At 37.9% G+C, this 21,860-nt stretch carries 16 protein-coding genes; 5 read left to right on the forward strand and 11 right to left on the reverse strand.

Going from position 1 to position 21,860, the window contains the following annotated elements:
- Positions 1–159: 159 nt before the first annotated feature.
- The 10 genes from BFN00_RS09590 to BFN00_RS09635 form a co-directional block, all read right to left on the reverse strand.
- On the reverse strand, positions 160–921 hold the full coding sequence (locus BFN00_RS09590; RefSeq protein WP_431605046.1) for an OmpA family protein: 762 nt from the start codon (positions 919–921) through the stop codon (positions 160–162).
- 185 nt (positions 922–1,106) lie between these two features.
- Positions 1,107–4,940, reverse strand: coding sequence for a type VI secretion system membrane subunit TssM (gene tssM, locus BFN00_RS09595; RefSeq protein WP_071851312.1), 3,834 nt, complete (start codon positions 4,938–4,940; stop codon positions 1,107–1,109).
- 34 nt (positions 4,941–4,974) lie between these two features.
- On the reverse strand, positions 4,975–6,414 hold the full coding sequence (locus BFN00_RS09600; RefSeq protein ID WP_071851314.1) for a hypothetical protein: 1,440 nt from the start codon (positions 6,412–6,414) through the stop codon (positions 4,975–4,977).
- Positions 6,411–7,406 (reverse strand): type VI secretion system baseplate subunit TssG, encoded by a 996-nt coding sequence (gene tssG, locus BFN00_RS09605; protein WP_071851316.1) that lies wholly within the window; start codon positions 7,404–7,406, stop codon positions 6,411–6,413. The genes BFN00_RS09600 and tssG overlap by 4 nt, the downstream gene beginning before the upstream one ends.
- Entirely contained in the window at positions 7,370–9,178 is a 1,809-nt protein-coding gene (gene tssF, locus BFN00_RS09610) for a type VI secretion system baseplate subunit TssF (RefSeq protein WP_071851318.1), read from the reverse strand. Before tssF ends, tssG begins: the two co-directional genes overlap by 37 nt.
- Positions 9,175–9,663, reverse strand: coding sequence for a type VI secretion system baseplate subunit TssE (gene tssE / locus BFN00_RS09615; RefSeq protein WP_071851320.1), 489 nt, complete (start codon positions 9,661–9,663; stop codon positions 9,175–9,177). Before tssE ends, tssF begins: the two co-directional genes overlap by 4 nt.
- A gap of 77 nt (positions 9,664–9,740) precedes the next feature.
- Entirely contained in the window at positions 9,741–10,244 is a 504-nt protein-coding gene (locus tag BFN00_RS09620; RefSeq protein ID WP_005107016.1) for an Hcp family type VI secretion system effector, read from the reverse strand.
- A 51-nt stretch (positions 10,245–10,295) separates the two neighbouring features.
- The gene (gene tssC / locus BFN00_RS09625) at positions 10,296–11,777 is read right to left on the reverse strand and encodes a type VI secretion system contractile sheath large subunit (RefSeq protein WP_071851322.1); all 1,482 of its coding nucleotides are present in this window, start codon (positions 11,775–11,777) and stop codon (positions 10,296–10,298) included.
- On the reverse strand, positions 11,764–12,273 hold the full coding sequence (tssB, locus tag BFN00_RS09630) for a type VI secretion system contractile sheath small subunit (RefSeq protein ID WP_071851324.1): 510 nt from the start codon (positions 12,271–12,273) through the stop codon (positions 11,764–11,766). Before tssB ends, tssC begins: the two co-directional genes overlap by 14 nt.
- A gap of 14 nt (positions 12,274–12,287) precedes the next feature.
- Entirely contained in the window at positions 12,288–12,971 is a 684-nt protein-coding gene (locus BFN00_RS09635) for a hypothetical protein (protein WP_071851326.1), read from the reverse strand.
- Positions 12,972–13,320: 349 nt separating this feature from the next.
- Here BFN00_RS09635 and tssH point away from each other — a divergent pair, with 349 nt between their 5' ends.
- The 5 genes from tssH to BFN00_RS09660 all read left to right on the forward strand — a co-directional run bounded on the left by tssH (position 13,321) and on the right by BFN00_RS09660 (position 20,409).
- Positions 13,321–15,987 carry a type VI secretion system ATPase TssH gene (tssH, locus tag BFN00_RS09640; RefSeq protein ID WP_071851328.1) on the forward strand — a complete coding sequence of 889 codons (2,667 nt, stop codon included), beginning with the start codon at positions 13,321–13,323 and terminating at the stop codon, positions 15,985–15,987.
- Between the two features lie 52 nt (positions 15,988–16,039).
- Positions 16,040–17,146 carry a type VI secretion system protein TssA gene (tssA, locus tag BFN00_RS09645; protein WP_071851333.1) on the forward strand — a complete coding sequence of 369 codons (1,107 nt, stop codon included), beginning with the start codon at positions 16,040–16,042 and terminating at the stop codon, positions 17,144–17,146.
- Positions 17,147–17,154: 8 nt separating this feature from the next.
- A complete protein-coding gene (gene tssK / locus BFN00_RS09650) occupies positions 17,155–18,519 on the forward strand; it encodes a type VI secretion system baseplate subunit TssK (protein WP_071851335.1) in 1,365 nt (454 codons plus the stop codon).
- Between the two features lie 8 nt (positions 18,520–18,527).
- Positions 18,528–19,340: a type IVB secretion system protein IcmH/DotU gene (gene icmH, locus BFN00_RS09655; protein ID WP_071851337.1), complete on the forward strand. Its 813-nt coding sequence runs from the start codon at positions 18,528–18,530 to the stop codon at positions 19,338–19,340.
- A gap of 127 nt (positions 19,341–19,467) precedes the next feature.
- The gene (locus BFN00_RS09660) at positions 19,468–20,409 is read left to right on the forward strand and encodes a M15 family metallopeptidase (protein ID WP_005107024.1); all 942 of its coding nucleotides are present in this window, start codon (positions 19,468–19,470) and stop codon (positions 20,407–20,409) included.
- A 15-nt stretch (positions 20,410–20,424) separates the two neighbouring features.
- Here the strand turns inward: BFN00_RS09660 and BFN00_RS09665 are convergent, their stop codons facing one another.
- A complete protein-coding gene (locus BFN00_RS09665) occupies positions 20,425–21,186 on the reverse strand; it encodes an alpha/beta fold hydrolase (protein WP_071851339.1) in 762 nt (253 codons plus the stop codon).
- Between the last annotated feature and the right edge of the window lie 674 nt (positions 21,187–21,860).

Consider the following 21,860-nt stretch of genomic DNA (forward strand, 5'->3'; position numbering starts at 1 on the left):
GAACAAAGAAAGTTAAATCCTGTGCTTGACTCTTGTGGTTAAAAACAGGACATTTTAAATGGTTTATCGCATAGACATTTTAATTGGTGAATAACAACTATTAATATACTCATACAGGTCATTCACCATATACTTATAGCTGCTCAAGCAACTTAAACGTTAAAGCACTTCAAATTCAATCCGACGATTTCTCTTACGACCCTCAGCTGTTGCATTATCCGCTACAGGTTTACTTGAACCTGAACCTTCAGTACTCAGTAAATGCGCTGGAAGATTTTTTGCGATTAAATAAGCTTTTACTGCTTCTGCACGTTGCTGACTCAACATGAGATTTTTATTAGTATCGCCTGAACTATCCGTATGTCCAATAATCCGTATCTTTTTTCCGCTAACTTTATTTAAGGCACTGACCATTTCATCCAGTATCTGTATACCTGAAGTTGCTAATATTGCACTGCCAGATTCAAATTCAATAATCCGGTTCTTTAATGCAGCATCAATAATCTTCTGTTCTGCCTGATTGACTGAAAGCTGTGCATTTAAACGGTAATTTTCGGGTGTTAAACCCTTAAATCTTTCTGTAGTATCATGAATTTCATAAGAATTTGATACTTTACCCGTTAGCTGAATATCAGAACCTTTAATTGTTAACATTCCGTGTTTAACCTTTTTAATGTCTTCATTAATCACATCAGTGACTATATTTGACCAATCCGTTGGTGCTACTACTTGACGAATCTGAATGCGATCTATCACATTTTCCTGACCATAAATTGAATACAATTTCGCCAAAATAGCTTGCTTACTACTGTTATTCGGTACATTACCTTCAGCAATTACAGGTTGTGCATGCACATTAAAACCAATTAAAAAACAGAATAAAATAATGATTTTATTTAACTTTAAGTATTTATTTTTTATTTTCATTTTATGCTTCTATAAATGTTTATTTAATTAATTTAATGCTTTGAGTCAGGCTTATCTGACTCTCAGTTAAAGACTATTCTAGTACCGCCAACCTTGAATTATTTTCTACACTAAAATTGGTTGTTTTTAATTCATATCAATTCACCCACGTGATCCATTTACAATATGATTGATGAGTATCATGGCGCTAAAGTTCCTGTGTTTGCAGCAGTCGTCTTAGTTATCTGAGCTGTTTTTCCTGACATCGTCGTATTCTGTGCTGCGACCACTCTTACTGCTTTATTCGAAACAACCTGATCCACCAACTGTAAATTGCTATAACTTGGATTACTTCCGATAGAACTTGCATTATTTCCACTCACCAAACGAAAATTGGTCTTCACAAATAGTTCAGGATTCTCTTTACTGCGCCAGACCATCTCAAAAATATTGCCTTTTTGTGTACGCTGAGCACTATCAATCAAACGATTGATTCCATATTCCCCAGGCTCATCAAAAATGGTATGGGTCTTCCCTTCCAAATCAATCACCGTGATCCGTGCGCCTGGAATTGCGCCGGAATTTGGCCAGATAAAATTCACCCATTGTTGAATGCCGTTTTCAAAATGCATCCTTTGCCCATCAATATCAATGGTATAAGCCAATAAATGAGACTGTTCCAGTGGGTAAAACTGGAAATTAGATTGATTGGGTCCTACTGCCTGACGACTGGTATTATTTAATTCCCCAGTTGCCATGCCATTCACAGGCGCGACATAATTTTGAAAGTTTGCAACAAATACAGGATTTAGATTAAGTCCTAAGTCTTGCCAAGTTTTTGAGCTTAAGCTATAGCCACGACGGATCACTAAGGGATCAAGATGCTCTTTGACAAAACGGGCAATACTGCCATTTTCACCAAAAATCTGATTAATTTCTTGAGAGGTTGCTTGTAAGCTACCTTGACTGCTAAACGGATATTTTTGCGATAAATTTGCATTAAATGGTTGATAGGCCTGTATTAGCCAGAGTTTGTTCATTTCAGCTTGTGCCGGAAGCATCAGACTTTCGAAAGAACGTGTGAGTGGAACATTAAATAATTTTTTAATCAGCTGTTGATCCAGCTCATGGGTTCCTACCGACATTTTCTCATCCACGAACTTTTGGGTGATATTAAAGATAGAATTCTGCTCATCAACGGTCTGCTTAAGGAGCAGCATGCTCGCCGGACCAATATCTCCAGAACTTTTGAGATCATTAAAGCGACTGCGTATCTTGGCCAGAGATTGCATATACTCATCCAGCAGCGACCGGTTCTGCAAATCATCTCGGGAACGTACAATCTGGTAGAAGATCTGAAAATCCTTGGCAATCATGCCCTGAGATAAAGTCGATGCAGCATTCTGTGCCAACTTGCCATCATCACGTTGCAATATCTTGTGTTTAAACCAGGCAATAAACCCTTTTTGTAGACCTGCCAACTCAGCTTGTACCAGTGGATTATCCCAGCTGGTTTCTTGCGCTACCCGTTGAATGACTTTACGAATCGGTGAATTTTCTGGTTCGCCAAGAATATCTATCTGATGCGTTTGCTGATTAAAATCAGCGGCTTTGGCATAATAGATAGCACCCAAGAACTTACGCCATTCACTAATATATTCTTTCTTATACATTTCAGTCAGCTGACGCCGGATTTGTTCAGGACTGCCACTAAAGCTCAGATCGTCAGACTGTGATGTATTGAGTACCCAGTCTTTACTTTGAGTGGGACTTTGCGCCGCATTTTCTATGGACGGTTGTACATATTCATTCCAGGCTTGATAGCTATAAAAACCGGGTAAGGCATAACTTCCCAACATGGTTGTCTGAGCATTCTCCCCGACCATCTGTTTGATCGTTAATGCAGGAAAACGTACCGAAGCACGCATTTTAATGTCGTTATATACACGATCTCGTGCAGACACTCCGGTCGTCATTGCGGTTAAAACCTGACGAGTCTGTTCAACCAGAACAGTATCAGAATCCAGCTGGGGAAATGAACTCGAACCTGTCAGTGTCATGGCATAGCTGAGTAACTGCTCGGCCTTTTGCAGCATTTCAGCACGTGGCAATTGACCACGATGCTGATCCAGCCAGGTTCGCCAGAAGCGTGTCAGCTGATCACTGAGATGACTGGAATCTATAGATTTACGGTTGCTCAACATCAGATATGTTTTAAGTGCATTATAAGCATCTTGCGGATTCTGGTCGGATGGTTCTAATGCGAGTTGCTGAACCTGTGCAGTCGGATGAATTTGCACATGAATATGATTTTCTTTAAGAACTTCTGCATTATTTTTAACCCGTTGCAGATATTTGGCAATATTTTGCTGACTGGGCTGCAATACCAATTGCTCAATTCCTTTCAGATATTCAGCTTGCAGTTTCTCCCTGATCTGTTGTCCTTGATATAGACCAAAACTGTATTTGAATGGACGCTTCTGATCAAATTGATCTAACTGTTGCAGATGAGCTTGCAAAATTAATAATGCATCGATTTGTGTGACCAGCTCTGTTCCTGATTGTTTCTGCATTTGTACGACCTTATTCAGGTCCGCCTGAACTTCGGCCATTAATTGCTGATTATTTCGATAAGACCACACCCACAGACTCAACACCATCGACACAGTGAGTAAAGCTCCGGTAAAAGCCATAAAGCGTCGGCGTTTTCGTGCCGGATTAATATGCTGCTTCACCAGATTTTTATCTTTAAGGATCACTTCAGAAAATAAACCTTTCAGAAAATAACCATGATTCTGTGATACAGACTCTTTAGACAGGCCAAGATCATGATCAACGCTGCGGATCAGATGAAAGTCCTCAGCAATCTGTTCTGTCATTGGACTTTCAATGGAGCCTTCCTGTAAGGCACTGGTAAAATAAAATCCACGAAAAACCGGTTTAAACTGATAAGGATTGTCTTGGAATAAAGTGGAGATAAAGGTTCTTAATACCGGTTTAAGACTCTTAAATTCCAGTGGAAAGGTCATTACACTGGGTGAAATATGCTGTGAATGCCGACGGGTTAAATGGGTCATACTTACATTTTTCAGACCCTCATATAAAATACCATAATGCTTTTCAAATAGCTGAACAGCATTTTCACTCGAGTCTGGTTGATAAGCCAAGGTTGCGCCCCAAACCTGATCCAATTCTTGTCCTTGATAACAATCAAAAAATTCCGTGAAGCCGGCAATCAGATCCATCTTGGAAAATACCAAATAAACTGGCGCAAAAACTTCTAGACGTTCAGTCAGGTCTTGAATACGGGCACGCAGGTTCTTGGCCAATTGTATAGATTTCTCCGGACTCTGATTGACCAGCTCAACGATACTTACGATCACAATAAGACCATTCACTGGCGCTTTAGAACGATTTTTTTTGAGAATATTCAAAAAACCTAACCATTCAGAATGGTCTTCCGGATAGATTGAATAGCGTCCGGCTGTATCCAATAAAATACCCTGAGTTGAAAAAAACCAGTCACAGTTTTGTGTTCCTCTGAGTCCGGCAGAGACCATTTTCTGATGAGTTTCTTCAAAAGGAAAGCGCAAACCAGAATGATAAATCGCCGAGCTTTTCCCAGCCTCTGGGTTACCGATGACCATATACCAAGGTAGTTCATACAGTGCCGCATGACCTTTGCGATCGCCTAATTTAGACTTTCGAATCAACTGGATAGATTGTTTGACTTGCTGATTGATCAGCTGAAGTTCTTCTTTATTATTGTATTTGCTTTCAGCTGTAGAACTTTGAGATAAGACAGTTGCGATTTTTTTGCCCTTTTTAGCATGCCGATAACGTCGGATAAGTGCATAAATCTCCCAGCCCATTAATATGGCGACATAGACAGTCAGCAATATCCAGAAAATGCGATCAGAAACCGTATTTTTTATGGAAATAATGACCACTAAAAAGGATAAGGCCAGCATTGTTTTAGGGTTGCTAATGTACTGCCAGACATACCCCAGGACTGTATAAAATAATGTATTCACTTTTATCTCTTTTTTCTTTAATTTTTATAAATAGTTAGGCTACTAATGAGATTTCATTCAGTTGATCACTTTCTTTATTTTTAAAACATAAATAGCTTGATTCTTGTTGTGTGCTATAGCTTATTGTAATGACATTGTCGTATAGATGTGATGACATCATCGCTGCAAAAACTGCTGCCAAATGTTGAGTGTGACCTAAATAGCTTTGAGGACAAATGGTATGTTCTGGTTCAAAGTCAATATTCGTAAATTTTTCTTGTATTTTTTTCATCGTTTTAGACTGAGTGGCTTCATCTAATAACATTAAAAAAGGATGTGCCTGTTCCAGCTGATAGGACAGATCAATCTGATTCTGCCCCAAGTATTCATATAGGTCAGTGACGTACTTGCTGAGAATCAGTATTCGTGAAAGCATCATACCCTCAAACTCTAAGTCATGTGCGGATAAACACCAGCTGGCAGTATATTCCGCAGCAATATAGTCTTCATTTTGCCAAAATTGCTGATCCAGATAATCCTGATCAATTTCAGAATCCGCCATAATGATAAGGCTGATCTCATGTGATTGACCTGAAATTTCTTGTAATAAACCTAGTAAGGCTGAATAAGCACGATCAGCAGACAGGAAATGAAAATTAATATGAATTTGGGTAGTCAGCAATGCATATTGTTGTTGAATTTGACTTATAAGCTGCTCTTGATAGAGATCACTCCACTCCCCAGTCATATGATCCGCCAATAAAATATGCAGATTCAGCCTATTTAATCGGCTTATTGCTATTGGATTAGAGGCAATATTTCCTTCATCTTCACAGTAGTTCTCCTGTATCCATCCCGGATGCATTCGATATTCATAAGCCAGTTCGTGATCATAAAATAGTGCTGAACGTTTTAACTGTTCCGAAACTAAGCTCAGACTTTCTTCATGCTGTTCGATTTGTTGTTGAATCAACTGTTGAATTCGTTGTTCCCGTAATGTCGGAAGTATTTCTTCATTAGTCCTGTTTTCTTCAAGTAAGCGGTCCACAGCATGAATACGATATGTCAGTATAGGTAGACCAAAACGATTTAGCAGTTCTGAGTCCAGCTCAGGACTCTTGAACTGCTTCATGTGCTGCAAGATCTCTGCATTTTCGCCAAAACTGTGCCAGGCGGCAGCTGAAGAAATCTTGAGCGTGTAATCCTTAATCGCTTGATACAATTCTTCTTTATTTTCTAATTCTTGCTGCTGTGCTTGAAGAGATTTATGAGCCCTATCCTTTTGTTCTTGCTGTCTTTGTTTATAGGATTTTACAGCTTTATAAATAAAATAAGGTGTTAATAACAACAAGCAAATTAACAAAGGTAAAATTCCAAAATATAATAGGAAATCGATATTTGATGGATCGTATTGAGTATCTCGCCAGTAATAAATGATAAGAGAACTGTTTATAATGAATAAAACTATAACAGTCCGAATAATAGGCTTAATCATGACATTTTTCCTATCAGGCTATAGCAGGTTTCCGCATGGTGGATTGCCGGATTCAGCATTAATAAAGCTCCTCTGGCTAGCCCCATCGAATGTACTTCTCCAAGTTGGGCTGGGCATAATTCATCTTTGTCTAGAATCAACCGAAGATCCACTAACATGGTCGGGCTACACCAGGTTTGAAGTAACTGTTTCAATTTAGCGCTATGTATTCCTTCAGATAAAAAATTTATATAGTCTTCACGTTTTAATGGACCAATGACGATTTCAATTTTTTCATCAATTTGCTGAATGGTCTCTCCACAGAAGCTGTTGATTCCCAGTAAAACTGGTTGCAAAGCTCCCAAACCGCTTTTTTGCTGATCATCCAGTTGAAAGCTTTCCGGAATAAACTCATTAATCTTAAATTGATATTTAAAAATACAAGACAATATGCTGCTTAACGCATAATGGGTATTATTTTGCCCCTGCATCAAGCCTGAAAACTCAGCAAAATAGTCATCTATAGGTTGCTGTTCATGTTGTTGACCGCTATAGCCACTCAAAGCATGAAGCATGTTTAGATAATGATTTTCCTGCTCAACTTCATAACGCATTGGTAAATGATAGTTCAAACAGGCATCGACATATTGGGCGGTTAATTTATGATTAAATAGTCCGAGAAAGTGTAAGCTTTCTTCTCTGTGTGCCCGGGTACTCTGTTTAATTTTATTTGTATAGATATAAGGCAATACGCCCTGTACGCCAGTCAACCCTACGATTAAATTGGTCATCTGCACTTTATGATCTTGACATTGCAATGATTCAATTTCAGAAGTCGGAAAATTAAGATTGAGTGAACTAATAAATTGAAATGATTTACTCCATTCTTGATATCTGTTTCGTTCAGGTGCATGTCTTAATAATCGCGTGGCTTGAATAAATTCAAAGCTGGTCGGCTGCTGAAAGAGCCGATCAACTACAGAAGTCTTTTGCCACCAACATTCTGTATGCATTGGTATAACTCCTGTTTTGACTTTGAATCTATGACGTGCATATCCACATAACTATTCATTTGAACTTTCAAATTAAAAATATAATTTAAAAGTTGCACAAAGATATACAGACTGGCTCCTCTAAAGACTTCTGGATCGATCTGGATTTCAACTTTGACACCCCGTACAAAAAGTGGAAATGGTTTATGCTCACGCAACTTCTGGCTCAGAGAAAACTGGATCGATTGAATTGAATTAATAATTAGCCGGTTGTCTTTGGATTGCGGCAAGTTATACAGTTCAAGTAATTCCTTAATGTGACTGACTGCATTTGCTTTCATTAAAGAAAGATTATTCAATGATAAATGCGAGATAATTCGCCACTGTTCTTGCTGCTTTTGATCAAAACAATAAGGTAAATTGGGTCTTTTTAATAATATGGCTTTACGTGCCAAACTATTGTCATTGAGAGATAAGTTATTCTGATCTTTGTTATAACTTTCATAAGGTAAATCCCGATTGCTGCATAACAACTGCATACTGATAAAGTCTGATGAAATTTTTTGTGGTTCTAAAGATTTGGAAATAATCGAATATTTCAGTTCTGTATGCTTGGTATTACTTTGCTCGGGCAACAGGTGATAATAAAATTGAGCATCAGCCTGATGATAATGACTCATGGCAAAAAAAGGTAATACGGGATAAGTTTTTTGACTGTTCTCGCGTTTCTCTCTCAATAACTTCATTTCGGTGATCGCATATACCTGAAAATATTCAGGATGATGTACATCACTTATTAATGAATATTCCAGGCGCAGATGATCAATTTTTTGTGGCTCAGCCTGTTTAGGGAATAAATTTATAACTGGTGTCGCAAATAATTTGAAATTAGCGCTATTTAATTCTGAATAATTTCTGATCATAGCTTGATCATTCAGATTTATTTTAAAATGAATGTGTAGCTCAAATTCTGCGGTTTCTATATTTAATTCTCTTAAAAAACTCAGATTGAGGTTAAGAAAATTAAATTTTTCTGGAAAGCAAAAATACTCGATTAATAAACGATAGGCATGATGAGTATGTTGATCAACTGGGAGCGCACTTTCCGCTTCAGTAAATCCCATTAGTTCAAATGGATTTTGAATATCAATCTCTTGATTCTGTACTATTACAGAAAAACCAGTCTCTGGCTTAAAAATACAATCTAGTACTTGCAATGGAAAGCTGGAAATTGCATCCAGATAAATAGGTAATTTTTGTTGTTCCAACAGTCGCTGCTGCTGGTTAAAAATTTCAATACCAAAGCTCAAGGTTGCATTTCGATTTAAATGAACATGAGTCGAAGCATGCGTTTTAAAATTAACAGATTTTAAGGCGATTGGTAATAAATTAACCTGGTTTGTCGTACGATACTCACACTGTACCCCACGGATACTTTTTGATTTTAATACAGTTTGCTTGGGAATCTGCTGGCTACTTTTAAGCTGTCGGATTTTACTGGCATCGTCAAAACTGACCACTGAACATGCTGGAAAAGGTTTAAGGTACTGTGGAAACATCACCTCAAAAATAGCACGTGTAAATACTTCATAACTATCGTGCAGTTTTTTATCAATTCGGGCAGAAATCAGGGAAAATGCCTGAATCAATCTTTCGATATGCGGATCATCGATCTGCTCTTGATTCAACGAAAGGTGTTGGGCAATTTTTGGGTATTTATTGGCAAAATCTCGTGATTGTTGCCCAAATTCCTGTAATTGTTTTTCGTAATACGGTAATAATTCTTCGATCACAGCACACCTGCTGATGTTTTAGACAAAATTACGTATTGTTGCGTAGTAGGCTTTAGGAATGCGTCAAAAATTACGGGTTCATATAGAGGATAAATATTTAAAAATGCCTGAATACTTAGACACAGACTTCCCCTATTATGCTCATCCATCAGCATCTCGACTTTTACCTGTGTTAAGCGTGGTTCATGCGCGTGAATAGAATGTTCAATCGAGCGGCAGATTTTATCCCGGTCCATTGGATTCGCCGTTGAAAGACCTACAAAATCAATGATGCCAAATTGAAGAATTGAACGTTTGACCTGGTCATAACTGTCATCTACATCCAAGTTAACTAAACGAGTATTCAACAGATCTTCCAGATCATCTGCTACAGACTCTCTTAAAGCCTGCAATGAAAGCCCTTGAGAACATTGAATGTCCTGAGGTAATAGACGGTCAAATAATGTTGTTCTAAATCCGTAAGGGTAAAGCTGATCCAAATTCATATTGTTATAGTCTAATTTTATTTATTTTTATAAATATCAGAGAGGCTGATCAAGACCAGCCTCTAAAAAAGGTCAAATTACGCTGCATAAGAAGCAGTATTATTTGATAATGACCATTTCTTGGTCACGGCACCCTTTTGTGTACCATTAATATCTTGCTGATTATACGTCCACTCAACTGCTGCATATTTCAAACCAAAAGCTTCTGTTGGAACGCCTTCTTGATTTACTGTCGGAGTGACCTGAGAAACCAGCACATGTTTTAATTTAATTTGCAGGTATTTAACGCGTTTATCACCATTAGCACGATAAAAATCGATTTGTACCTCATCGAAGGTATAACCTGCCGAACAAGCTTCCCAAAGTTTTGGGCTGGTTGCATCCAGATCTTTCATAAAAATCATGTCGGAATGTTCAACTCGTTCTGCGGTATGACCGCCTACACTGGAAGATGTGGCAGATTTTGGCTGACGAATGTTGTGCGACCAGGAATTTGCTTCTAGCCAGCTTTTATGTTCTGAATCACGAGATTCACCATCAACTTTATATTTGCCACGAAACTGGATGTAAATGTCTTTCATTTTAATAATTTTCCTGTTGTTATAAATATTCTTATAATTTTAGCAGCGGTCTTAATGACTCGACTGCGGTAACTCAGTGACCAGTCGTAAAGATACAGACAACTCGTCTAACTGAAAATGCGGTCTCAAAAAGACCACAGATTTGTAATGTCCAGGTTCAGCCGGATTTTCTACAACTTTTATCGAAGCTTCACGCAGTGGATACTGTGCTTTGGCTTCCTGTGAAGCGCCATCATCCAAAAGTACATATTGAGACAGCCAGTCGTTTAGAAATGCTTCGACATTTCCTGCAGATGTAAAACTTCCCACCTTATCTCGCATCATTGCTTTTAAATAATGAGCGATTCGCGAGACTGCCATAATGTACTGTATCTGACTGGATAATGCGGAATTGGCATTGGCAATATCGTTATCATATTTCTTTGGTTTTTGGGTAGATTGGGCGCCGAAGAACGCAGCATAATCGGTATTTTTACAATGTACTAATGGAATAAAGCCAAGATCACTGAGTTCTTTTTCACGACGGTCCGTAATCGCAATTTCAGTCGGGCATTTAAATATGACTTCCCCATCATTGGTTTTAAAGGTATGCACTGGCAGACCTTCGACCAAACCGCCACCCTCAACCCCACGAATCGCAGCACACCAACCATGCATATCAAAGGCGTTGGTTAAACGTGTGCCCAAAGCATAAGCGGCATTCATCCACAGGTATTCATTATGATTTTCACCTGAAACTTCTTCTACATAGTTAAAGTCTGCTGTCGTATTGCCATCTTTAGGATGATAAGGTAAACGGCCTAATACTCGTGGAATGGTCAATGCCACATAACGGGCATCATCACTTTCCCGGAATGAACGCCATTGCACATATTCCGCTGTTTCAAAAATTTTGGACACATCGCGTGGGCGATCAATATCGGTAAAAGTTTCCAGTCCGAACATGGAAGGACTTGCCGCTGAGAGAAACGGTGCATGTGCCGCTGCTGCGACATGTGAAATCTGTTCGAGCAAATACAGGTCTGAAGGTGTGCGATCAAACTCAAAGTCACCAATCAGGGTCGCATAAGGCGCACCGCCAAATGAACCATATTCTTCTTCATAGATTTTTTTAAATAGCGTACTTTGATCAAAATCACTGGCACTCTGAAAATCTTTAATCAGTTCTTTTTTAGTCGTATTCAGCATCCGAATCTTGATTAAAGAGTGTGAGGGCGTTTCCTGACAAAAGTAATACAGCCCTCGCCAGGTGGATTCGACTTTTTGAAACTGCTCATGATGCATGATCTTGCTCAGCTGGGTAGAAATAAGCGCATCTATTTCTGCAATGCGTTTATCTAAAGCCAAGGTCATATTGTCTGAAACTATAACTGTACCGGCCATGACTTCCTTGGCCAGTTCACTAATCAGACTCTTGGCACGACCATGTTCCTCTTCAGTACGCGCAATTCGACTACGTTCAACAATAGAGTCCAGAATTGAATATCCTTCAATAGCAATATCTGTGCTAGTTGCAGCATTAGAGTGATTCATTGTCTGCCTCCATACTCATTTTACGAATTTGGTCGGTATTTTTTAAAATATCATCCAGTAAACCTTCTAGACGTTCATTATTGGATATTTTATTGCGTAAATCAGTTAAACGCTCTCGTGCTTCTACCAGTTTTCGCAAAGGTTCGACTTGTTGGACTACCTGTTCTGGCTGAAAATCATCCATCGCATTAAAAACCAAATCTACTGATATTGTGCCACTCTCTTCAGTCAAACTATTTTCCACCTGAAAACTGGCACGAGGCGCCAGAGACTGCATCACCTCATCAATATTTCCCAAGTCTACATTGATAAATTTTTTATCTTTGAGCTTGGTTTTTTCAAGTTCCGATGCTGCTGAAAAATCTCCCAAAACCCCTACCACAAAGGGTAATTCTTTAATTTCACGGCCATCACCGACCTCAACATCGTAGGTCAATTGCACACGTGGTGGTCGAATACGCTGTAATTTTTTTTGTACACTTTCACGCTTAGCCATCATGATTTTCCTTATTAATTATTATTTAATGATCCAAATGGATTAGTACTAGGAGTGTGGGTTCGTGTACTGATACTTTCTGTTTTTTTATTACTGATAGCAGCCGTATTATTTTTTAGATTGCTTTTCGATACTTTATTTTTGTTTTGACTTAGGCTTTGTTTTACTGGGTTATTTGGTTTATTTTTAGTATTTTTTACTTTTGAATTCCGCGCCGTCGTTGATGCAGATTCAGAAAATTTTGCTACAGGCTGTGCCAGATAAATATGTTCAGTCAGCGATTTGGCCTGTGGGTAGGTAAATTCATTTAAGGCACGGACTTCTGTACTACGCATCTGTTCTAGGCTTTGGGAAGAGATCCCGATCCCTGCCAGGAATTTCAGATCAGTTAAATTCTGATGAATGTAATTTTGCTGATGTAATTGCTCGATTAAATTGAGCGCTTTCAGATGATCACCGACTTCAACATAGCGTTTGGCAATTTGGGTAGACAATTGCTGCTGCAGATGCATATTTTTTCTTGCTGTCTTGTCGCATAACTGCTGGTATAAATCAATGATAGTTGAATCAGTATCATTTTTTGCTTGTGGATAGCTCTTGATACATGATTTTTTTAATTCTGCTGCATGGGTTTGAGCAAAACATAGCTGCGCCATCCCTGAGATGAGCAATACAATAAAACCTAGATTATTTTTCAAAATAAGCCTCAATTTTTGGTTATTGTTTTATATTTTTATAATCAAAATTTATTTTTCTATTTTTATAATTCAAAAATCTAGTTGCGGATTTAACAAAAAATTATCACAGGAAGTCAATACATAAATGCGTTTTTGTTAAATTATTTTATGTAATTTTTAAAATGGTAAGATTCCGACCAATGAATGCAGACATTTGGATAGACTTGAGTAGAATATGCCAAAAATCTTGAGACAATATATCTTGATTGCTCATAGAAAAACTTAAATAAATAAAAATAAACCTAATAATAACAAATATATAGCTATAAATTCCAAAAACATCAGGCTGTATATTCTAAAAGAGAAAAATATGAGTAATTTAAAAATTTTGATTACAAAATTATCTGAGCATGCACGCCTATGCCTTGAGAAATCAGCGAATTTCTGCATCAAACAGCGAAATTATGAAATCGAAATTGAGCATTTTCTCTTAGAATTGCTACAGCAGCCAGACCTGAACGATCTCAAATTATTGCTCAAAAAGTATAAAATTTCCGAAGATGATCTAACCCATGATCTGAATCAGAGCATTCAGCAAATGACTAAAGGCAATTCTCGTACGCCTATCTTTGCCAAATCCATTATTCGTGCATTAGAACATGCCTGGCTTTTGGCTTCAGCAGAACAGAATCCGATGATCCGCAGCGGACATCTACTGGTTGCCCTGCTCACTGCGCCTGATCTATATCAAATGACAATTCGTGCTTCTACTTTATTTGAGCTATTTCCAATTGATCATCTCAAACATCATTTTTTGGAGCTCTGCGAGCAGAGTATTGAAAATATGAGCTATTCTCAGCTTACTAAGGTAAAAGAAGATTCACCTAACGCACAGCTAAAATTAAATAAAACATCGGCACTTGATCAATACACTATTAATCTAACTGAAAAAGCACGCCAAGGCCAAATCGACCCGGTGATCGGTCGTGAGTTTGAAATCCGTTTGATGGTGGATATCCTGATGCGCCGTCGTCAGAGCAATCCAATACTCACCGGCGACCCGGGAGTCGGTAAGACAGCTGTGGTAGAAGGATTAGCCCTGAAAATTGTGAATAATCAAGTACCTGATGTACTCAAAAATGTAGAACTTCATGTATTGGATCTGGGCTTATTACAAGCAGGTGCGAGTGTAAAAGGCGAGTTTGAGAATCGCCTGAAGCAAATTATTCGAGAAGTTCAGTCCTGCAGTTATCCTGTTATCTTGTTTATTGATGAAGCCCATACGCTGATTGGTGCAGGTGGTCAGGCTGGTCAGAATGATGCTGCCAATCTGTTAAAACCAGCTTTGGCACGAGGAGAACTGCGTACCATCGCCGCGACTACATGGGCGGAGTACAAACAATATTTTGAAAAAGATGCTGCGCTCAGCCGTCGTTTTCAGGTGATAAAGGTAGAAGAACCTAATGAAGAAGTCGCAATTAATATGTTGCGCGCCATGATTCCGCTCATGACTCAGCATTTTCAGTTGCAGATTGATGATGAAGCAATTACTGCTGCGGTGCGTAATTCACATCGTTATATCAGTGGACGGAAATTACCGGATAAGGCCATTAGTGTATTGGATACAGCCGCGGCACGGGTTGCCTTGAGCCAGAATGCGCAACCTGCAAAGTTAGAACAGTTACAGGCACAACTGCATAATTTTCGGCTAGAACATGAGATTTTAAATCAGGAGCATCAAAATTTTCCGTGTCATCAGACACGTTTAATTGAATTATCAGAAAATATTTCAAATTTGGAACAAGAAATTTCTCAGGTAGAACAGCAATGGCAGCAAGAACTTCAACTGGTTCAGGAAATAAAATTATTACAGGTTCAATCCAAAAAAATTGAAAATAAAAATAAAATTAAAGTATTACAGCAACATTTGATCCAGATTCAAGCTGATAACCCACTCGTGTTTGAACGCGTCACAGTCCCTATGATTAATCAAATTATTTCTGACTGGACCGGAATTCCAGTGGGTAAAATGATGAATGATGAAGTCCGACAGGTCTTAAAACTCCAAGATAAATTATCGCAGCGTGTGATGGGTCAGGACTTTGCTTTGCATCAACTGGTACAAGGTATTAAGACGTCTAAAGCAAAACTGGATGATCCGAACAAACCGCAAAGTGTATTTTTATTGCTTGGCCCAAGCGGTGTGGGGAAAACTGAAACTGCCCTAGCCTTGGCTCAAGAATTGTATGGGGGTGAGTCGCATCTGATCACGATAAATATGTCGGAATATCAGGAAGCTCATACCGTATCTTCCTTAAAAGGTGCTCCTCCAGGTTATGTCGGTTATGGTCAAGGAGGCATTTTGACTGAAGCGGTACGCCGTAATCCTTATAGCGTGGTTTTATTAGATGAAATCGAAAAAGCTCATCCTGATGTGCAGGAATTATTTTATCAGGTCTTTGATAAAGGAATGCTGGAAGATGGTGAAGGCCGTCTAATTGATTTTAAAAATACGACAATCCTGTTGGCCTCTAATGTCGGCTCCAGTGCCATTATGCAGGCTTGTGTAAATCAACCCGTCGAAAACTGGCCGGATGCAAAAAGCTTAATTGAACTGCTCAAACCAAGTTTGTATCAGCAATTTAAACCGGCATTTTTAGGGCGTATGCAGATTGTGCCTTATTATCCTTTACATGATGAGCTATTAATCCAGATCATTCAGTATAAACTGGGTAAAATTACCCAACGTATTCAGCAGCAATATGCCACGCAGGTTACTTATAGTGAGGACTTGCTCGAACTTCTACTCAGCCGATGTACAGAAGTAGATAGCGGTGCACGCAATATTGATCATATTTTAAATGCTTCAGTATTACCTGCTTTGGCTACAGAAATACTGATGGCCATGAGTGAGGAAAAGCTCCCTAAACTGATTCATATTGAGATCAAGAATGATGAAATTTTTTATAGCGCAGATCCGAAAGTTAAAACAGCGCCAAAAGTACGTTCTAAAAACAGTAAAGTAGATGCTGCCTAGTTAACGTAAATTCAAAATAAAAACAAATAAAATATAGTAATTGGAATAAAAAATGAGTCTGCAATTTGAATATTTATTAAAAAGTATTTCAGCCGATCAGCCTTGTGGTTTGGATTACTCATTTTCAAATGATTTTCATATGATTAAAAAGGCCAGAACTTGTGATGATCCTTTATTAGATCAAGGTGACTGGGTCTCAGAACCGAAACAGGCCGATTGGCAACTTGTACACGATAAAATAATCGAATTATTAAGCGAAAAAACAAAAGATATCCGTTTATATAGCTGGCTTATAGAGGCTTGGAGTCATCTCCATGGTTTTAAAGGAATTGCCCGAGGATTGCATCTGACTCAGCAAAGTTTAGAGCGTTATTGGTTAGCGTTACATCCTCAAATCGAAGAGGATGATCTTGATCAGCGTTTGGGATTATTACAAGGTCTGATTACGCAATTGCCAACGTTGATGAAACAGGTGTCTTTGGTCAGCTCTGCGCCTTTTTATAGTTTGGGTGATTATGAGCTATTACTGCATCAGCGCAATATACAGCTAAAACAACAGCAGCAAGATGACTGCTCTGAAAATAATGCTGTTCAGAACTTGGAGTATTTTGAACAATCGTTGCTGCAGACCTCCAAAATCGTGTTAAGCGAGAATGAAGGTTATCTTCAGGAAATCCAAACCCAATGGCAGCATCTTAAAAATACGCTGGATCATTTGCTGGGTCTGGATGCACCAAGTTTTGCAAGCACAGATTCTCAACTTGAGTCGATCTTTTCCAGTATTAAGCGCATTTATAAAACAGATATTTTTCCAATATCTCAGGATCAAATAAATCCACCACAATCTGGCACTCTCAAAATACCTGAAATAATAGTGATGAATACCTCGCTTAAAGATATACAAGAATTTCGACCTCAAGCCCAAAACCATCTGGCCAATCGTCAACAGGCGATGCAGTTATTACAAGAAATTGCACAGTATTTTCAATCGAATGAACCGCATAGTCCAGTGAGCTACATGCTGCAAAAGACAATTAAATGGAGTCAGATGCCATTACATGAATGGCTGGCTCAAGTGATTAAGAACGAGAATCCGATCGAAAATATACATGAATTACTAGGTGTATATGTCAACGATGAACTTAAGAATGAGTGGTAAATATTAAAATGTTTAAAGCAGAAAAAGTACTTTGGGGCGAAGGTCTGTTTTTAAGACCGCAACATTTTCAATTACAGGATGCCTATCATGAACAACGCTTGAGTCATATGATTCGGGCGACATTTCCTTTTGCTCACGGGATCCAATCCATTCAATTTGATGAAGCTCAATTCAATATGCATATATTGGCATTGAGCAAAATTGAAATGATCTGGCAAGATGGTGAAATTTATCAGGCGCCTGTACAGGATTTATTACCAGAACCGGTACAACTGGATACCTTAAACCTGCGTGGTGAAATGCTAATTTATTTGGCTTTACCGATGCTACAACCGAACAAGCAGAATGTAAGTCATGCTGAAAACACTCAGACGAGTCGTTATCACTCACATTTAATCTCTACTCATGATTTATTCACTGATGCCACTACAGCGGAGATCACCCTGTTACGCCGTCGGGCAGAATTTAAACTTTTTGAAGTTGGCCATGAACCTCAGCAGCCTCTGGATGGTTATTTATATCTTCCGGTTGCTCAAATCAAAAGACAAAGTTCGGGAAATTTTAATTTTGATCATAAATTTATTCCTCCAATTTTACATATTCAGGCCTGTGAATATCTGCTAGGCAATTTAAAGCGAACTTTGAATATTATCCGGGCCAAGATTAAAACGATTCAATCCAATAACCGTGAAAACGAACAGAAACTGATTGAATTTCGTTCTGGGGATATTGTCTCTTTCTGGCTGGTGAATGCCTTAAATACTGCTTATGCAACCTTAAATCATATTTTGCAGTATCCACAAATTCATCCGGAACGGCTATATGCGGAACTTTTAAAACTCAGTGGTTCCCTACTCACCTTTTCAACAGCCTATGACATTGATCAATTGCCGCAGTATCAGCATCATCATCTATACGACAGCTTCAATCAGCTGGATATTATTCTCAGAGATTTACTCGATACAATTATTTCGAATCGATATATCAGTATCAGCTTAAAAGAAACTCGCCCATCTTATTGGTTTGGCAGTCTGGAGACCGATAAGATCAGTCACAATACGCGGTTATATCTTGCTGTATCAAGTAGTGTTATGCCTGCACATGACTTGATTGCCTATGTTCCGATCCGTTTTAAAATTGGTAGTACTATAGATGTAGAACAACGCGTGGTTGCAGCTTTACCGGCTGTACCCGTTCAGCATCTCATGCAGGTGCCTACTGCAATTCCGGTACGTTCCGGCGTTCATTATTTTGAGATTGAACCCAATAATGAACTGTATCAGCGCATGCTGGATTCAGAATCGATTTGTGTTTATATCCCGAATGGCTTTCAGGATATCGCGATTGAACTTATTGCTGTCATGAATGGATAAAAATATTAATGAATACAATCTCTAACACTCCTCTTTCACTCTTTGATGGCGATCAAATCGGAGTAGATTATACAGCCATGCAACCTGTAGAAACCTACCCTACCTCTACGAATAGTCTGGTAGATTTACTGCATGACGGCTTCTATATTGTTTTCCTGTTAAAAAATCACTATGTCCCTGTAAATATAGAGTCTTTCCGTGAAAAAATTCTGGAGATGTTGAAAAGTTTTGAACATCAGGCACGCCAGATGCAATTTTCAGCTGAAGATATTCAAGATGCAAAATATGCCTATTGCGCTTTAATAGATGAAACAATTGTCACCCAACAGGATGAGCGATTTTTTGATCTGCAAAATTCCTGGATGATCAGTCCCTTGCAGTTAAGCCTTTTTGGTTCACAACTTGCAGGTTATCGCTTCTTTGAATATCTGGAAGAAATACGCCATAAAGATAAGCAACGTCTGGCAGTATTAGAGGTATATCATTATTGCCTTTTATTGGGCTTCCATGGAAAATATCGAATTGAATCTATTGTGCATTTAAATAGTCTGATTGCTCGTATCGGAGATCAGATTGATTATCTCAAGGGTAAAAAAGTTGCTTTTTCTCCTTTTTCAGCAATTCCAGATCAAATCCGACATATTATCCATCGTGAATTACCATTTTTCTGGATTCTGATATTTTTATTATTATTTGCCGTGATCAGCTTTGTGGTTTTTAAATATGCCTTGTCAACAGAACAAGCTGCTGTTTTTTCTCAATATCAAAATTTGATTAGCGCGCCTGCTGAACAAGCCTATATTACGATTCATTTACCCTAACTCAATTTTCAAATAAATATGATGGACACTTATAAAAATAAAGACTTAAAAAATGACGCCGTTGGAAAATTTATATCGATGAATAAAAAAAAATTTTTGAATTATTATTAGATCAATCATTCAACTGATGATTTTGATTATATTGAGCAGCTTTATTCTATTAAGCTTAGCTATGTTAGCCTTGCTGTCTTACGAGTTTCGATTAAGAATACAGGATTTTTTTCTTGATTTGATTTCACAAAGCAAACAACAATTTTCTCAAGCAAAACAGTTTGTTCAGAAATTTCATCAGGCGGCATCGCCTGAGCATCTTCAGTCTGAATGGTATTTGCAGCAATGGTGGATTTTGATTTCAGGATTTAGCTTATTTGCCAGTATTTTAATGTTCGCTTTCACTCAGCCACTTACTGCAAGTAGGTTTGAAGCTGAATATTTAAGGAAAGTTGATCCACAGATTTATGCATTATTAGATGGGCAAATATTAACAGCTCCAACTGAAGTTGATGAACAGCTTATTATCGAAGCCTTACAAGAAGAATCTTTAGCAAATCATTCTGTAATTTCAGCGCAAAGCCTTAATCTGAATATTGAAGACATTCATATAAATCCAAATATCAGCACAGCAGACCGTAAATGGCATAAGATGAATCCGCGATTTAAACAGCGCTTACTGATGGTTTTTAAAATTATGCGCGAACAGCATGGTTATGAGCTGGTTTTACTCGAAGGTTATCGAAGTCCGGAAAGGCAAAACTCTTTGGCGACCAACAGTAATATTACCAAGGCCAAAGGCTTTCAAAGTTATCATCAGTTTGGTCTGGCCGCGGATATTGCCTTTAAGCGGAATGGCAAGGTGGTGATTAGTGAACGTGATCCATGGGCCATGCGTGGTTATGAACTGTTTGGCCAGATTGCAGAATCGGTGGGTTTAACCTGGGGCGGTCGCTGGAAATCCATTAAAGATTTTGGACATACTGAATATCGTATGCCCGGTTTAAAGAAAACAGCTGAAATGGCGCATCAACTCATTCATGAAGGACAATTACAGACTCAAACATTTCAGCCTTGAGTGCGAAATCGTAAATTAATTTAGAAAAGTCTGCATATGTTTAATGACTTCATCTGGTTTTTCACCATGCAGCCAATGTCCTGTATTTTCAATGCATTCAATTTTCGCCTGAGAAAATTGTTCATTGATTGCCGCAAAATGTTCAGGTTTTGAGATATAAAAAGAATTACCGCCACGAAGAAATAAAGCTGGCAGATTAATTTTTTCGACCTTTTCCCAATCCATAATATCTGGATAATGATCAAATAAAGCCTGAACATTAAAGAGCCACTGCCCTTTATTAAAGGATTTTAATAAAAACTGAATTACTATTTCTTCATCAATGTATTCACGCATAATTTTTGCTGCCTCAAGTCGTGAAGCAACATTTGCTTGCTGCACCGCAAATAAAGCTTTAAAAATCTCAGTATGATGACTCTCATGATATTGGATTGGTGTAATATCCAGGACGACCAACTTTTCAGTTTGTACACGGGCTAATTCCGCTATTTTCATAGCAATTTTTCCGCCCATGGAATGCCCTACTACTATGAAATTTTGAATATTTAAACTCGATAAAGTTTCTAGGACATCTTCAGCCATAAGCTGATAATTTAAGTCTGAACTATGAGCAGAAAGACCATGATTGCGTACATCAATTTGAAGCACGGTTCTTTGCTTAGAAAAATGTCGAGCTAGTATTCCTAAATTACTTAAACTACCGAATAAACCATGAATGAAGACTATTGGAGATAATATTGACGTTTCGTGGTGTTGAAGTTGATAATTTAGGATCATTTGAGAATTCCGTGATTTCTTTATTTAAGTGTTTATAGTGGGTTTATATTGGGAATTAATCAATTGTGAAATTTTTAAATATAAAATTTTGCTTAGGCTATTTTATAGGGATATATTTTGCTTAGGCTAAATAATTCATAATCGATTCATAAGTATTTAAAATTACGATTTTAGATCTGGATGGATATCTGGCTATCTATAAATATGAAAGAAGATGGTTGACTTGTGGTGCAGACTAAATAAAATTAATGAAAACCTTAAAACTGGGATTTAATAACATGTAAACCACTTTTAGGTCAGAGTGTTTCTTAAACTAACTCGCTGTTATTACCCAAATAGACTGAGGTAATTTAAACAATCTTCCTTAATATTTACTGCTCATAATTTATTAAAGATCGACCATTCATAAGTAGCTTATTAATCGACTTGATTCTGTTTAGAATAATACGTCTTAAGTCCAAATGAGTTACAGACAGTAAACATTAGTATTATAAGTTCCCTCCTTCTCCCTTTCTTGAGAAAGTTGTTAAAATTATGTATTGCTTAGGCTATTTTCAATATCTTAAGATGCTCAAGTTATTAGCTTAAATATAAGCGTGCAATCACGCTATCCTACTTAAATTTTCCCGTTCAAGAAATTACATCACATACATAAGACATTTTTAGAAAATTAT

It is taken from the genome of Acinetobacter sp. AR2-3 (assembly GCF_001878775.1).
Taxonomy (GTDB): Bacteria; Pseudomonadota; Gammaproteobacteria; order Pseudomonadales; family Moraxellaceae; genus Acinetobacter; species Acinetobacter lwoffii_D.